The organism is Bacillus sp. 17RED48, from assembly GCF_019837545.1.
Taxonomy (GTDB): Bacteria; Bacillota; Bacilli; order Bacillales; family Bacillaceae_G; genus Bacillus_A; species Bacillus_A wiedmannii.
In genome coordinates this window covers 324475-338767 of record NZ_JADAXG010000001.1, presented here as the reverse complement: position 1 = coordinate 338767, position 14293 = coordinate 324475, and the positions used below count along the sequence as shown (strand labels likewise).

The 14293-nt window shown below is 33.6% G+C and carries 16 protein-coding genes; 3 read left to right on the top strand and 13 right to left on the bottom strand.

The window, feature by feature from the left end:
- Window positions 1-2 precede the first annotated feature (2 nt).
- From ILT06_RS01860 to ILT06_RS01830, 7 genes are all read right to left on the bottom strand, one after another.
- Complete coding sequence (locus ILT06_RS01860) at window positions 3-698, bottom strand: ABC transporter permease (RefSeq protein ID WP_222654777.1); 696 nt, start codon at window positions 696-698, stop codon at window positions 3-5.
- A gap of 24 nt (window positions 699-722) precedes the next feature.
- Window positions 723-1595, bottom strand: coding sequence for a DUF4097 family beta strand repeat-containing protein (locus tag ILT06_RS01855; RefSeq protein WP_142289402.1), 873 nt, complete (start codon window positions 1593-1595; stop codon window positions 723-725).
- Window positions 1596-1629: 34 nt separating this feature from the next.
- Window positions 1630-2334 (bottom strand): ABC transporter permease, encoded by a 705-nt coding sequence (locus ILT06_RS01850; RefSeq protein WP_000475540.1) that lies wholly within the window; start codon window positions 2332-2334, stop codon window positions 1630-1632.
- A 34-nt stretch (window positions 2335-2368) separates the two neighbouring features.
- On the bottom strand, window positions 2369-2530 hold the full coding sequence (locus tag ILT06_RS01845; RefSeq protein WP_176713060.1) for a hypothetical protein: 162 nt from the start codon (window positions 2528-2530) through the stop codon (window positions 2369-2371).
- Window positions 2523-3446, bottom strand: coding sequence for an ABC transporter ATP-binding protein (locus ILT06_RS01840; RefSeq protein ID WP_064474644.1), 924 nt, complete (start codon window positions 3444-3446; stop codon window positions 2523-2525). The genes ILT06_RS01845 and ILT06_RS01840 overlap by 8 nt, the downstream gene beginning before the upstream one ends.
- A gap of 125 nt (window positions 3447-3571) precedes the next feature.
- Window positions 3572-4507, bottom strand: a complete 936-nt coding sequence (locus ILT06_RS01835) for a HAMP domain-containing histidine kinase (RefSeq protein WP_064474643.1) — start codon at window positions 4505-4507, stop codon at window positions 3572-3574.
- A gap of 1 nt (window position 4508) precedes the next feature.
- On the bottom strand, window positions 4509-5201 hold the full coding sequence (locus tag ILT06_RS01830; RefSeq protein WP_064474642.1) for a response regulator transcription factor: 693 nt from the start codon (window positions 5199-5201) through the stop codon (window positions 4509-4511).
- Window positions 5202-5371: 170 nt separating this feature from the next.
- Between ILT06_RS01830 and ILT06_RS01825 the strand changes: the two genes are divergently transcribed.
- Both ILT06_RS01825 and ILT06_RS01820 read left to right on the top strand, forming a co-directional pair.
- Entirely contained in the window at window positions 5372-5545 is a 174-nt protein-coding gene (locus ILT06_RS01825) for a hypothetical protein (RefSeq protein WP_001293584.1), read from the top strand.
- Complete coding sequence (locus ILT06_RS01820) at window positions 5546-5740, top strand: YwbE family protein (RefSeq protein WP_001014310.1); 195 nt, start codon at window positions 5546-5548, stop codon at window positions 5738-5740.
- A 39-nt stretch (window positions 5741-5779) separates the two neighbouring features.
- Here ILT06_RS01820 and ILT06_RS01815 read toward each other — a convergent pair whose 3' ends face one another.
- Entirely contained in the window at window positions 5780-6979 is a 1200-nt protein-coding gene (locus ILT06_RS01815; RefSeq protein WP_064474641.1) for a class I SAM-dependent rRNA methyltransferase, read from the bottom strand.
- A 295-nt stretch (window positions 6980-7274) separates the two neighbouring features.
- Between ILT06_RS01815 and isdG the strand changes: the two genes are divergently transcribed.
- Window positions 7275-7598, top strand: coding sequence for a heme oxygenase (isdG, locus tag ILT06_RS01810; RefSeq protein WP_000587825.1), 324 nt, complete (start codon window positions 7275-7277; stop codon window positions 7596-7598).
- 66 nt (window positions 7599-7664) lie between these two features.
- On the opposite strand, the gene srtB is transcribed toward isdG, so the two are convergent.
- The 5 genes from srtB to ILT06_RS01785 all read right to left on the bottom strand — a co-directional run bounded on the left by srtB (window position 7665) and on the right by ILT06_RS01785 (window position 14286).
- Window positions 7665-8429 (bottom strand): class B sortase, encoded by a 765-nt coding sequence (gene srtB, locus ILT06_RS01805; protein WP_087982261.1) that lies wholly within the window; start codon window positions 8427-8429, stop codon window positions 7665-7667.
- A gap of 31 nt (window positions 8430-8460) precedes the next feature.
- Entirely contained in the window at window positions 8461-9231 is a 771-nt protein-coding gene (locus ILT06_RS01800; protein WP_098102913.1) for an ABC transporter ATP-binding protein, read from the bottom strand.
- The gene (locus ILT06_RS01795) at window positions 9221-10204 is read right to left on the bottom strand and encodes a FecCD family ABC transporter permease (protein ID WP_064474638.1); all 984 of its coding nucleotides are present in this window, start codon (window positions 10202-10204) and stop codon (window positions 9221-9223) included. Before ILT06_RS01795 ends, ILT06_RS01800 begins: the two co-directional genes overlap by 11 nt.
- A gap of 27 nt (window positions 10205-10231) precedes the next feature.
- Window positions 10232-11113, bottom strand: coding sequence for a heme ABC transporter substrate-binding protein IsdE (isdE, locus tag ILT06_RS01790; protein WP_064474637.1), 882 nt, complete (start codon window positions 11111-11113; stop codon window positions 10232-10234).
- Between the two features lie 68 nt (window positions 11114-11181).
- Complete coding sequence (locus ILT06_RS01785) at window positions 11182-14286, bottom strand: NEAT domain-containing protein (RefSeq protein ID WP_222654776.1); 3105 nt, start codon at window positions 14284-14286, stop codon at window positions 11182-11184.
- Window positions 14287-14293: the final 7 nt, after the last annotated feature.

The window sequence follows — 14293 nt, the reverse complement described above, 5'->3', positions numbered from 1 at the left end:
TGTCATACTGTTATATCTTCCTTCTCTATATTTTTAATTCCGTAATATGCAATCGCAACTCCAATTGCTGCCAACGCTAGCTGAAGGGGAAGAAAAGTTGCTGTAGAAAACATTGGGGTGTTATTAATTGCAATTGATACAACGATAAGAGATGAAACAATTGTAGTTGGCACTGAACGTTTACGCATTCCGAAATATAGAGGGATTAAACTTATTCCAGCAGTGGAAATGGCTAAAGGAACAAGGTTTATCCCTTCTTGCGTCAATTGATCTACTGTGAATGAATTAGGAAGAATTGAAAAATAGTTATCTATCCCAAAGAAAACTCCTACTACTAAAATGTTAGATAAAATAACTGTTATAAATGTTACTATCGCTGTAATAGCCAACTTACTAGCCATCATTTTCTTTCGGTTAATTGGATAAGAAAACATGAGTAGTATTGTTTTAGTTTTATATTCACTAATTATTAACCTTGCGATTAACACACTACCAAAAATAATAAATGTTGCCCTTACTACTGTACTGGCCATCAACAAAATTGTCTGTGGATCCCTCATTTCCGGATCACCTTCTACTTGAGCAACGATGCTCGTAAAGATCATTAATGCCAGTATAGCGATATTTGCAATAATCGCTCCCCTCACATACCATCCAAGCTTAAACTTTTTCAATTCTAGCTTCATAAGACGTAGCATAATAGTCCTCCTTTCATTTACATTTTAATCGATATAAATCGCTCCTGTTTTACTTAAAATCTTCACTTCGTTTTTTGCATCACCAATGGTTCCCGCTTTTATTTTTTCTGTATTTTTATCTTTCTTAAGTCCATTTACATTCACCATTACGTCAGACGAATTACTTTTAGCCGTAAGTTTCAAAGAAGTCGGAACACCTTTATACCGTACGCCGATATCTCCTGATTTTGTTTCTACAAATAATGATTTTCCTTCTTTCATATCTTTCAGTAATACTTCCCCAGATGTTGAAGTGATGTTTATATTTGAGTTACTTACACTTGTTATATAGTTATCACCAGTCGTAGACTTTATATTTAATTCTTGTACTGAACTATCTTTTACAGCTAACTCTCCACTTTGCGATATGAATTCACCTTTCTCGGCTGATAGTCCTACAACCATTTCATCTCCAGACTCACTTTCTGTCACGATATTTTTCACTTCTATATCGCTTATTTTCACATCACCCGATTTATTATTTAATACAATTTTATCTATTTCTTTCTTCGGAATAGCTATACATATACTATTTTTCTTCCGAAACGTAAAACCATTAAAGAATCTGGTCACCTTTTGTTTTTGCTTAACTATAACTTTATTCCCTGCTTGTTCTATTTCGATGGGGTCTATCTCTTTATCTACTCGTTTACCTTGGGCGGAAATTACTATTTTGTTAGCGTCTGTACTTTTAAATTCAATATCCCAGTTTTCATTGTCCACTTCTATTTCTTTTATATGATTTATCTCAAAAGACTTTTCTTTCTTAAAATCTTTCCTCTGAAATGTCTTAAAACCAAAAATCACACTAGCAATTGTCAGAAATAAAATTGCAATTACTATTATTTTTTTCAACATTCATACCCCAGTTCGTTGTTGTTTTAACCTTGCTTCACGCCACATCGATCTTGTCGATTTTACGATATGATAGATAACTGATGAAAATTCCTAATAAACAGAACACTATTGGGATAGCTATAAAATCAAACATACTTACTTGACCGTTTCCAGAACCAACGTTACTGTTCATCATCATCCCAATTATTACTGCAGAAGTAATTGTTGTCGGTGTTGATTTCTTTCTCATCCCAAAAAATAAAGGAATTAAACTTATACCAGATATCATAAATGCATTTATAAAGGTAGCTGGAACGGTAGCTATTATTTCCCCCATTGTAACAGGCGTTTCAAGTAGTCCCATTATTGGATTCATACAGAATATGAGCAAACTAATAATGAATGTTGCGATTATTGTGCTCACAAAGCAAAAACTAAAAACAATTGCTAATTTCGCTCTCATTAGCATTTTCCTTTGCAGTGGGTACATAAATAGTAGCTGTATTGTTTTGTTCTTGTATTCATCAATCACTAAACGTGATAAAATAACCGATGCAAAAATAATAAATGTAATTCTAATAAAAATATTTGCTAAAGACATGTATTCCATATAGCTAGAGAACATCAAACCATCCTCTACTTTAGTTCCCCATACCATAAGACTTACCGCAGCAAAAATTGCTATAATACAAATCGCTACTCCTTTAAAATAACTAGATAATTTATGTTTTTTCCATTCGAGCTTCATTAATTTAAACATATAAACCACGCCTCCATTCTTTATATAACTGTCTCTACACTGCTAACATTCTAATTCCAGCAGTAATTACGCTTAACATTCCTATCACTAGTAAAATTAACAACCATTTCCGCTCTGGTTTCCTATAATAGAAAATCCCACTTATGAACATTACGATCAATCCACTTACTAGATTCATTAACAATCCATTAAGCATGAATGCCTTCTCCATCCATTACATTTAAGAAATATTCTTCTAAGGAACTATGTTTCTTATTAATACTTTCAATTTCTACATCGTTCATAATAAGCGCTTTTGAAATAGCTTGCTGTGTCGCTGCCAATTCATACACACGAATCATATTTCCACTCATTATTTTGTAATTTTTTATACCGAGTTTATCTTCTAAAATATAAGCTGCACGCTTCACATCAGGAACAGTAATTTCGATGTACTCTGTTTGTTTTCCGTTAATACTCTTCATTGAAACTTCTTTTATTAGTTTTCCATTTTGAATTACACCAATTGTATCCGCCATTTGTTCCATCTCGCCTAAAATATGACTAGAAACTAATAACGTAATACCATATTCTTTGCAGAGCATTTTAAATAAGTCTCGTAATTCTTTAATACCAATTGGATCTAAACCGTTAATCGGTTCATCTAAAATGAGTAATTCTGGCTTTGTCATGATCGCCCTTGCAATACCCAGTCGTTGCTTCATACCTAATGAAAAATCTTTTACTTTTTTATCATCTATACCGTGCAGTTTCACTAAATGTAAAGCATGATCAATTGCGCTCTTGTCGTAATACCCCATATATTCACAATGTAATTCTAGGTTTTCCTTCGCCGTTAATTTATCATAAAAGATTGGATATTCGATAATTGTCCCCATGCGCTTTAACAATTCATAAGATGTATCCGTTAACTTCTCACCAAAAATTTCAATATCACCGCTCGTCGGTTTTATTAAATTTGTGATCATTTTCATAATCGTTGTTTTACCTGCACCATTCGGTCCTAAGAAACCGTATATCTCTCCTTTTTTCACATGCATGTTAACGCTAGAAATAACTTCTTTCCCTTTAAACACTTTCGTTAGCTGATTCGTTTTTAATATATATGTCATGTCATTTTCTCCTTTCGCACTACTTTATATTTCTATAATAGACAACGGAAATCTCTTTTTTCTTACCCGTTCCTTACAAATTCCTTACGCTGAAAAAAAGCTTGTAGAATTTACTTCTCTACAAGCTAAAACAGCATCTTTTTTAATACAACTGTAAAAATTGTTTTTTCATACGGCTTACTAGAAAGATGTATTTCTCCGTCCATCGCTTCCACAAGCCTTTTCGTAATCGTTAATCCTAGACCGCTTCCTTGATACAATCTATTTCTTGAATCTTCAAGTGTGTACATACGCTCAAACACTTTATCAATATGAGATTCATCAATTCCTTTTCCTGTATCCCATACATCTATATAAACACTCGTTTCATCATCTCTTAGTGTCATCCCAAGTGTCTTTCCATCGTCTCCATATGTAATTGCATTTGATATTAAATTATTTAATACTCTACCTAATACTTCTACATTTCCAAGTGCATATATATTTCTTTCTGGTATATCAATATGAACTTGAAATCCTTTCGTCGTCACCAAATCATAAAAAGATAAAATCTTCTCGCGACAAACTTCATTCATATTTATTTTTGTCATCTCAATTGCCTTGTCACCAGATTCTAATTTTGCTAAATCAAAAAACTTATGAATCAGTTCCATTACTTCTAGTGTTTTTACATGCACCTTTTCAAGTAATATTTGCTGCTCTTCTTTATTTATCGTTTTATCCTTATTTAACATTTCTGTATATCCAAGAATAACTGTTAATGGCGTCTTTAAATCATGTGAAATATTGGAAAGCATTTTTCTCATCGAAATTTCTACTTTCGCATGATCTGCATTCGTTTTCTGTTTTGCAGCTAATAATTGATTAATTGCCACTAATAATTTTTGCAATTCTAGATCATCTGTCATAACGAGTAACTTCTCGCCTGTTTGTTCATTTACAATACTTTCTAACTTTTTGTATGTGTATCGTAAATTTTTGCTACTGTTTTCCCTCATTTTATACTGTATGTAAATGACACATAACAATATAAAAATAATACCTATTAACAAATTGACCATATTACATCACTTCCAACTTATAGCCGATGCCCCATAACGTTTTAATATACTCTGGATTAGATGGATCACTTTCAATTTTCTCGCGCAATCTTCTCATATGAACATTTATAACATTATCATCACCGTAATACTCTTCGTTCCAAACTAACGTATATATTTGCGCTTTTGTAAATACACGATTTTGATTCTTTACGAATAGCTTTAAAATCTCAAATTCTTTTAAAGTCAGTTTGAGGGGCTTTCCGTTTTTTTCAACCGTAAAATTAATTGGATCAATTGCTAAATCACCAATTTGAATCATCTTTTCTGTTGTTTCTGTAGCCGAATATTTCGTAGACCTCCGAATACCCGCTTTTACACGTGCAGCCAATTCAATCATAGAAAATGGCTTACAAATGTAATCATCTGCTCCCAGTCCTAATCCAACAGCTTTATCAACATCTGTATCTTTTGCCGACATCATTAAAATCGGAACGGCACTCTTCTCACGAATAATACGTACAACCTCTAAGCCATCTAACTTTGGCATCATTATATCAAGGATAACTAAATCAAAGGATGATTTAAAAAATGCTTGCACCCCTTCTTCTCCGTCAGACGCGATTGTAACTTGAAAATCTTCTTTTATTAAATACTTTTCCACCATCTCTTGAATTGAAATATCATCTTCAACTAATAAAATATGATGTGACATATGTCTATCCCCTTTTTTTACAAACATTAGCATTTCAATTGTATCGTAACGAATGAATACTGGAAAGAATTATATGAATTTTCAAACCAACTTCCCTTCCTTCCTTAACAATGATATGATAAAATTCACTACTATTGTTCATAATTAACTTTATATAAAGGAGACTTATCATGTCAGAAAACAAAAAAGTAAGCTTAGCTGATTTAATGCGTGAACAACTTGCAAAGAAAAAGCAAGGAAATGGAAATGGTTCAAATAATACAAATCAAAGCCAAGCAACGAAAAAATTACAAAACCAACAAACGAAGAAAACAAACAACCAACGTAGACGTACAGGTGTATAAATGAACGGACAAAAACGTTCTAATATCGCACCCGGTCTTGAAGTTGATATTGTATTAAAACAAGATCAACGCACCGGTAAATTAACACGTGGAATTGTAAAAGATATTTTAACAAACTCCCCTTCTCATCCGCATGGCATTAAAGTACGATTGCAGGACGGGCAAGTCGGTAGAGTACAAAATATCGTTCAATAAGAAAAGGAGCTCAAGTAAACTCGAGCTCCTTTTTCTTTATTATCCTTTAATTTTCTCAATGAAAACTACTTTTAAATAGTCTCCCTCTTTAAATTGATCAATGGTACGAAAATCTTCTGGTAAAGAATGTTCTTCTAATATTTTGTATTTACCATTCATTTCTTTAAAGGCTGTATCAATAAATCCTTTAAATTTTTTCATATCGAATGCGCTACAATTTGTAGAGGCAACGATAATCCCGTTATTTTCTGTAATCGCAATTGTTTCTTTTAATAAGTTTTTATAATCTTTCGCTGCACTAAATGTATATTTTTTTGAGCGTGCAAAGCTTGGAGGATCAAGTACAACCATATCAAATTTCATCTTTTTCTTCGCTGCATATTTGAAGTAAAGAAAGACATCTTCTACAATAATATCTTGCGCTTCATAATCAACTTCATTTACACTAAACTGCTCAATCGTTTTACTTAAACTACGATTTGCAAGGTCGACACTCGTCGTTTTGCTCGCTCCGCCAAGCGCTGCAAATACAGAGAAAGCACCTGTATAAGAGAACATATTCAACACTGTTCTCCCTGTCGCATATTTATCACGAATTTGTTTTCGAACGTTACGCTGATCTAAAAATACACCAACCATCGCTCCGTCATTTAAATAAACAGCAAAGTTCACACCATTTTCTTTTACGATAAGCGGGAACTCGCCGCGCTCTCCTGCTACGAAATCATCGCCTTCAATGTATTTCCCTTTCGTATCAAAACGCTTTTTCTCATAAATACCTTTAAAGTTTGCTACTTTTTGAAGAGCTGCTATAATCTCATCTCTGAAAGTATAAATCCCTTCACTATACCAACTGACTACATAATAGCCGTCATAATAATCGATAATTAAGCCTCCAAGACCATCACCTTCACCATTTAGGGCACGGAATGCTGTCGTATCACTTGATTTGTAAAATTGCTTTCGTTTATGTAAGGCAGATTTTATTTTACTTTCAAAGAAAGATTGATTAATTTGTTCACTTTCTTTTCTCGTTAAAATCCAGCCGTATCCTTTATTTTGTTTTCCATAATAACCTTTTCCGACAAAATTGTTCTTCTCATCTACTACTTTAATGATTGTTCCTTCTTCCTGAACATCATTTAAATTTTGAATCGCATCTTTTAAAATAAGCGGATATCCGCTTTTAATTTCTTTTATAAATTTCGGTTTTATTTTTACAGTTACTTCTGATCGCATATAATAACTTCCTTTCCATTTGCATGCTTTCTCTATAGGAAGCATTTAAAAAACGAGCCTGAAAAAACAGCCTCGTTTCACTATACCATATTATTGCTTTGCTAGTACAACTCACTCATTCTCTCACTTAACCGCCACATATTTACTACATTTTGAAATGGAAATCTTACTGTCTAAAATAATAAAAAAACTTATTTATTTCACATTTACCATTGACAATGATAATGATTTTCATTATCATTTAATGTATATGAGTTCTCGAAAATAAAGGCTACATTTATAGGAGGAATAAAACATGATTATTGTTACAAATACAGCTAAAATTACAAAGGGAAATGGGCATAAATTAATTGAGCGTTTTAATAAAGTAGGTCAAGTCGAAACGATGCCAGGCTTTTTAGGATTAGAAGTTCTTTTAACGCAAAATACAGTTGATTATGATGAAGTAACAATTAGCACACGCTGGAATGCAAAAGAAGATTTCCAAGGTTGGACGAAGAGCTCAGCATTTAAAGATGCTCACTCACATCAAGGCGGGATGCCAGAATATATTCTTGATAATAAAATCACTTACTACAATGTTGAAGTTGTACGTATGCCAATGGCTGCAGCACAGTAAACATATTTCTTTTTTAAAGTATAGAATATGAGAAGCGTTACCACTTCTCATATTCTATACTTTTTTTTACTGTCTCTTTACTAGTTTCGCATGCACGACTAACCTTCCTGCTTCCGGATCCAGTGCATAGTCACACGTCGAAAGTGTTACGATTTGATCACTTGCTGTCAATTTTGTATCCGTTTTGTACAGCGATTTTTCTTGAATTTTCTCCAAAAATGATGTGTATTCCGTATCATTGCTAAAATCCGTTTCAATGTAATAAAAATCAGTTGTTGTTGTATACACCGAGAACACTTCAAGATCATATCCTTCAAATAATGTATCGTAATATAATTTACGATGCGACATGAAGAACTCTTCATCTAACATTTTCTTTAAACTTCCAAACATAGAACCATCTTTCATACGGTGACCATATAAAATAGTATTTCGATTTTGAGATTTCACATCATTACGATAGTCCATAAAAATGCTGCCTGCTCTCATATCTTCACCTTTATAATTACGAAATAAATAGTAATCATTGTCTTTCGCCTGAACGATTGGATAATTAATTTGTGTATCGTCCATCGTAATCCATCCAACTATTTCTTGATTAATTTGCTGCAGAGCTTTGAACTGTTTACGTACTTCTCCGTCTTGTGATTGCTCTTCCATCGGACTCTTTTCATAAATGTTTTGTGCTTCGGCCATTACTTTACGATTTTCATAGTAATCCATGAAAATATCACCTAATTCATATACTGAATAGAAAAAGGTACCTAAAAAAACAACTGTAAGTATTCGTTGAAAAAAAGAATTCTTCTTCCGTTCTTTTTTACTACTCAAATCATCACCTCAAAACGGATTGTTCGCATATTTAAATACCCATTGGGACCATATACAACCCTGTATCTTCATCTTGCTTTACAACGACATCTACACCGTATATCGTCTTTATCATACTTTCTGTCACAACATCATTTGGCTTACCTTTCGTAACAATCTCGCCGTCTTTCATAACGATGATATGATCACTATAGCGAATCGCCTGATTGATATCATGTAATACCATAACGATTGTCAATCCATGTACTTCATTTAACTCTTTTACGAGCTCTAATATTTCAAGTTGATAATAAATATCTAAATATGTTGTCGGTTCATCTAAAAAGAGCATTGGTGTTTTCTGAGCTAGCGTCATGGCAATCCAAACCCGTTGTCTTTCTCCACCAGATAAAGCGTGAATCTCTTTATCACGTTTACTTAGCAAATTCGTACATGCTAAAGCCCTTTCGATTGCGTCTCTATCTTCATCAGTTTGCGAGGAAAAAATATTTTTATGAGGCATACGACCATAACTTGTTAATTTCTCTACCGTCATGTCTGCCGGTGCTTCATTTTGTTGATGGACAATGGCTAACTTTCTAGCAAACTCTTTCGGTTTATATTGACTAATCGCCTTCCCATCGAGTATTATCTCACCGCTACGAGGGTCGTGATTTCTTGACATCACACCAAGTAATGTCGATTTCCCGCAACCGTTTGGACCAATAATTGTTGTAATTTTACCAATTTCTATTTCACTACTAACCGACTTTAATCGATCCGTTACATTATCATACGAAAAGGTTACATTTTTAATTTCCATGAACTTTATCACTCTTTCTAAGCAAGAATATTAAGAATGGGCCACCAATCACTGCCATAATCGTCGCTGCTGGAATTTCGTTAGGTGGCACAATTAACCTTCCAATCGTATCCGCCGTCAAAATTAACAACGCTCCTGCAAGAGCAGAAAATGGAATTAATACTTTATGGTCCGAACCGACTAGTTGTCTTGAAATGTGCGGAACGAGTAATCCTACGAAAGCAATAACACCTGCAATCGCTGTTGATACTGCTGCTAAAAGTACTGCAATAGCAGAAATAATAAGACGAACTCTCGTCACGTGCAAACCTAAGTTTTTCGCAGTCTTATCTTGTAGCGATAATAAGTTACACCAAGCTCCTACAAATAGAGCAAGAATAAGACCTATTGTTCCATATGTAACCATTATTTCTACATCGCCCCACGTCTTCATCGTTATGTTAGAAGTCGTCGTTTGCTTAATACTCTTAATGAAGTATCCGCAAATTGTAATGAACGATTCATTTAATCCAGTGAACATTGCATTAATAGCTATACCAACTAAAATAATGCGAAGCGGACTTAACCCTGACTTCCATGAAAATGCATAAACGAGATAACATGCAAACGCACCACCTAAAAAGGCGAATACGGGTGTCCAGAAAAAAAATTGCGGAAATAACGTAATAATAACAAGTGTCATAAAACTTGCTCCAGAAGATATCCCGATTACCCCAGCATCAGCAAGTGGATTTTTCATAACAGCTTGAAAAAGCACACCTGAAACGGCCAGAGCTGCTCCAGTAAATAGTGCAATAATAATACGTGGGAAACGTAAATCTTTAATTACTTCCACATCTTCATTGGCCCCTGTAAATATCCCTTGTACAAGGTCCACTATCCCTATTTCTAAACTTCCTTTCGTCGCTGACAATGACGTCATAACAATAAGCAATGCAGTAACAATGAGGAAACTCCAAGTTTTTTTATTCATTCCACTCTTCCTTTATATTAAAATGCATCACGGATACATCATTTTTTTCAATTCATCTAACGCTTCAATTGCTGCTAAATTACCTGTCGTCCCAAATAAGCGCTCTTCTAAATCGTAAACACGGTTATTTTTAACTGCAGCGAAATGTTTCCAAATATCATTTGTTTTAAATTCTTTATCAAACATTTTCACAACTTCATCAGGCATACCATGAGCTGCTCGTAAAATAATATCTGGATCAGCTTTTTTTAAATACTCTGTATTAGAAGCTAAATACTCTACTTTCTCACCTTGTACAATGTTTTTACCACCTAATTGTTTCACTAAATCTCCAATATAAGAATGCTCTGTTGCTACTAAATAACTCCCCGGCACACCTAATAAAATAAGCACTGTCGGTTCTTTCTTTCCCTTTACTGCTTTTTGAATCTCTGTAACTTTGTTATCTAACTTCGTTACAACTGCTTCCGCCTGCTTTTCACGTCCATATTGCTTACCTAAATTACTAATGGTATTTTGCATGTTTTTTAAACTAGTTAAGTCTACAAAGTTTGCTTTCATGCCCACACCATCAAAAACTGGCTTTAATTCATATTCAAGTGTTGTCACGGATAATACTTCTGACGGCTTTAATGATTTTACCTTTTCCATATCAGGACTCATCGGATTCCCAACTTCAGGTAAACCTTTATATCTCTTTGGTAAATCTTTCGTACTTGTTGGAACACCAACTAAATCTACTTCTAACGCATCCATAATTTCAGTAACAGCGACTGTCGTGGAAACTACTCTCTCTTTACTCTCACTCTTTACCTGTTTTGCTGCTTCTTTTTTGGGCGTCGAGCATCCAGCTATACTCACTAATAGAATGATAGCCATTAGTACACTAGCAATTTTCTTCACTTTCAATCACCACTCCTTTCCAAACAATATGAAACAAGTCTTGATGCATGCGAACATGCATCAAGACTCCAAAATTACAATCTTCCTGCTCTATATTTACGAACTAATAAAGCAAGTGACCCAAGCAATAGCACCATGTATAAGCCTAGTTGTGCTGTATCTGCCGTTTTTGAGTTTTTCTCTTTTTTCGGATCATTTTTTTGGCCTTCTTTTTTCTTCTTATCATCTGCATTTCGGTTAAAATCAGGATTATCTACTTTTTTTATATTATCTACTTTCGGTGTAATCACTGGATTGTTCGGATCATTTTTCGGATCTTTTTTTGGATCCTCTTTAATCGTTCCTAACGCACCAATATTATTTGTATCAAATTGAATTTGGACATCGTAGAAATGATGGTAGTTCATTTCGTTGATATCAACTTTTACTTTTGCATTTAATTTTGCAAATAAATCACTTACTTCAAATTGCACTACTCTCGTATTTGCATTTTTATCTTCGCTTACTACTTTCGCATCAGCAAAAAGACTGTTATTTTCCGTTTGGAATTTTGTAATCCATGCACTATTTTTCAACGTCATCTCAATGTACTTTTTACCATCTTTAACGATTAATTTTGCCGGATGTACAGTATAGTCATGCATCTTTGAAAGCTCATTTGTTTTATCTTTTAACACTTTAAATGGAATATCATATTGACCATCTACTAAATTTTTCGGATCAACTATTACTTTTGGTTGATTATTTCCATCTTGGTTGTCACTTCCGCCTTGGTTGTCGTTTCCACCTTGGTTGTCGTTTCCACCTTGGTTGTCGTTTCCACCTTGGTTACCTAAAGCTTTAATACTATCTTGATCAAATACAAATTGAACATCGTAGAAATGGTGATAATTCATCGCATCAATATCTACTTTTACTTTTGCATTTAATTTTTTAAATAAATCATCTACTTCTAACTCTACTACTTTTGTATTTTGCTCTTTATTCTCACTTAACACTTTTGCGTTAACAAAAGAACCATTCTTTTCAAACTCAAATTTTGTAATCCATGTACTGTTCGTTAATGTAAACGATACATACTTCTTACCGTCTTTCACTTTTAGTACAGCTGGACTCTTTGTATATGTGTTCATCATTGAAATTTCTTCTGTTTTATCTTTTAGAACTTTAAAGCCAATGCTGTATTCACCATCTTTTAGTGCTTTTGGATCAATGGTTGTGTTATTACCTTGGTTATTGTTTCCGCCTTGGTTATCGTTTCCGCCTTGGTTATTGTTCCCGCCTTGGTTATTGTTTCCGCCTTGGTTATCGTTTCCGCCTTGGTTATCGTTTCCGCCTTGGTTATCGTTTCCGCCTTGGTTATCTAACGGTTTAATGCTACCTTTATCAAATGCAAATTGAATGTCGTAGAAATGATGATAATTCATTGAATCGATATCTACTTTTACTTTTGCATTTAACTTTTTAGATAAATCGTCTACTTCTACTTCCACTACGCGTGTATCGGCTTTTTTATCTTCACTTAATACACTCGCATTAACAAACGAACCCTTTTTCTCAAATTCAAACTTTGTAATCCATGCACTATTCGTTAATGTGAATGATACATATTTTTTACCATCTTTCACTTTTAACACGCCTGGACTCTTTGTATACGTGTTCATCATTGAAATTTCTTCTGTTTGATCTTTTAAAGCTTTGAAATTGATGCTGTATTCACCGTCTTTCATTGTTTCAGCATCTGGTTTTTCTACTTCCGGCTTTTTATCACCGTCTGGTTGCTTTTCTTCGTTCTTAATCGGCTCAAGTTTATCTTGATTAAATTGAAGTTGTAATTCATGCGTTTGTTTATAATTTTGTGATGCCACTTCAATAAATACTTTTGTATTCAACTTGTTAGATAAACTGTCTACTTCAAATTCTACTACTCTTGTATTTTTCTCTTTATCTTCACTTACTACTTTCGCATCAACAAATGAACCCTCTTTTTCTGTTTGGAAATTTTTAATTGATGCGTTATCTGTTAATGTTACAGTCGCTTTTTTCTTACCGTTTTCTACTTTTAATACTGCTGGACTTATTAGCTTGTCTTTCATTCTAGATTCTTCATCTGTCTTATCTTTTAATACTTTAAATGGAATACTGTACTCTCCATCTTTAATTGTTTCAACTTCTGGTTTTTCTACTTCCGGCTTTTTATCTCCATCCGGTTGTTTCTCTTCATTTTTAATTTGTTCAAGTTTATCTTGTTCAAATAAAAGTTGTACATTATGTGTTTGCTTGTAACCTTGTGATGCCACTTCAATAAATACTTTTGTATTTATTTTTTTAGATAAATCGTCTACTTCAAATTCTACTACTCTTGTATCTTTTTCTTTATCTTCACTCACTACTTTTGCATCAGCAAATGCGCCATTTTTTTCCGTTTGGAAATTTTTAATTAATGAACTACTTTTTAATGTTACAAACGCTTTTTTCTTACCGTTTTCTACTTTTAATACTCCTGGATTTACCATGTAAGTATTCATCTTAGATTCTTCGTCTGTTTGATCTTTTAACACTTTAAATGGAATACTGTACTCTCCATCTTTAATTGTGTTAGAATTTGGTTGTTGATCTGGGTCAGGCTTTTGGTCGGGCTTCTGACTTGGATCCGGATTTTCATTTGGATCTGGCTTATTAGCTGGGTCCTCTTTTTCATTTGGTTGTTCTACATGAATCGGTGTAATACTATTTTGATCAAATACAATGCGTACATCATAATCATGATGATAATTTAAAAAGTCTATGTCTACTTTTACTTTCGCATTTAATACTTTCTCTACATCGTCCACTTCAAATTCTACTACTCTTGTATCTTTTTCTTTATCTTCACTAATTACATTTGTCGCAACAAACTGGCCATTTTTTTCTGTTTCAAACTTTGTAATCCATGAACTATGTTCTAACGTAAAGGATACCTTCTTCTTCCCATCCTTCACTTTTAAAGTTCCTGGACTTACAGAGTATTGATTCATCATAGATTCTTCATCTGATGTGTCCTTAAGAACTTTGAAACCGATTGAATATTCACCGTCAGCCAACTGGGTAGCTGCTTGAACTGCAAGTGGTTGTAATGTTGATACGAATGTAAATACCATTAAAAACATAGCAACAATAATTTTTACATACCTGTTCAATGGAACG